The sequence below is a fragment of the Pseudundibacterium arcticum genome, assembly GCF_042646465.1.
Taxonomy (GTDB): Bacteria; Pseudomonadota; Gammaproteobacteria; order Burkholderiales; family Burkholderiaceae_D; genus Undibacterium_A; species Undibacterium_A arcticum.
Window position 1 is genome coordinate 1 of record NZ_JBHRTP010000097.1, and the last position, 1,393, is coordinate 1,393.

2 protein-coding genes are annotated in these 1,393 nt (G+C 53.6%); both read left to right on the forward strand.

Annotation, left to right across the window (positions count from 1 at the left end):
• Positions 1-200 precede the first annotated feature (200 nt).
• Entirely contained in the window at positions 201-539 is a 339-nt protein-coding gene (locus ACFOFO_RS24365) for an ElaB/YgaM/YqjD family protein (RefSeq protein WP_390333258.1), read from the forward strand.
• Positions 540-1,223: 684 nt separating this feature from the next.
• Positions 1,224-1,393 (forward strand): divalent metal cation transporter (locus tag ACFOFO_RS24370; protein ID WP_390332297.1); only part of this gene is annotated, 170 nt, incomplete at its 3' end.

The window sequence follows — 1,393 nt, forward strand, 5'->3', positions numbered from 1 at the left end:
GGCCCGATATGGCCGATAAGAATTGGGCAAGAAGTATCGATACCTATTACGGAATAGATACTTATTCCGGCGAATCGCTGCCATTGTAGGGCTTGAGGGTAACTATTCACAGGCGATAATGGGCAGTCATTCGTCTGCCCGGATATCTCGAAAAATACAGATCCTTTCTGAAAATCAAAACAATCTTTTCTGGAGAAATCATGGAACCATTTGAAAAATTCACACCTGGCGCAAAACCCAACCCAGGCACTTTGGCGGCCAATGTGGACCAGGTAAGTGCCGGAGCGCACACGACGATTGACAAAGTGGCGGATGCGGCCCGGCCTGCAGTCGATCAGATCGCCTCCGGCGCACATCAGGCGGTCGATACGTTGGCGGGGGCAGCGGAAACGCTCAGCACCAAAGGCGACCAGTTGAAAGAGGTGCAGGCTCGGTTGATGGAAGAGGCTCGTGTTTATGTGCGCGAAAACCCGGTTACCTCGCTCGGGATTGCGGCGGGCGTCGGATATTTGTTGAGTCGCCTCTTCAGCTCGCGGTAAGCCCGCAACGGAAAAGTTTCCGGAATATTGGTGCTTCGACAAAGATTTAGAAAACTCATACGCGGCATCCCTCCAAGTAGGGAAGGAGCTGAATCACCGAATAACAATGGGGGAATTGGAGGGTGTCCGCGATTCTATGTAATCGGGGTATCGTTTCATGCTGCGGCATACGCTCATTGAGCAGTTCGATGGGCCGCTGCAATTTTAGGCTGACCGCATTGCGAGCGTTCCTGAAATTCGCGGCATGGCTCGATCTATTCTTTTTTCACGTCATTGAACGGGCGCTGAGCGTGAGCGCCCTATCCGCGGCGTTCCGCCACGCGAGGAAATCTGCTGGCCGTGCTCTGTAACACAAGGGCGCAGATCTCGGAGATTATCGGCGTGCGGGTGGCCGACGTGGTTCTGAATGGCGCGACGTGGAGAGACCGACCAGCGGGCGCCCCCACTTTTCCGCGACGGCTCCCAAGTTCTTCTTCTGCAAACAAGCTCGGTTTGGGTATCATCATTGTGGACCTGGCCATTCGGTTCTGGATGTGCTCAGAATTTCACTTATTTCAGTCAAACTATGGATGAGGTTGTTGGAGGTGCCCATAATAAGAGGCTGACACCTTCATGCGGATCGAGCGCAATCTACCGGAGACTGCTGTGAATGAATTAGATGTCGACCATCACCAACCCGATGAAATGGATAATTCGTGGCTTGCCAAACTCGGGCCGGGCTTGGTAACGGGCGCCGCCGACGATGACCCAAGCGGTATTGCCACCTATTCGCAGGCCGGCGCCCAATTTGGGTTCAACTTGCTCTGGAGCATACTTCTGACTTATCCACTCATGGTGGCTATTCAGATCGTCAG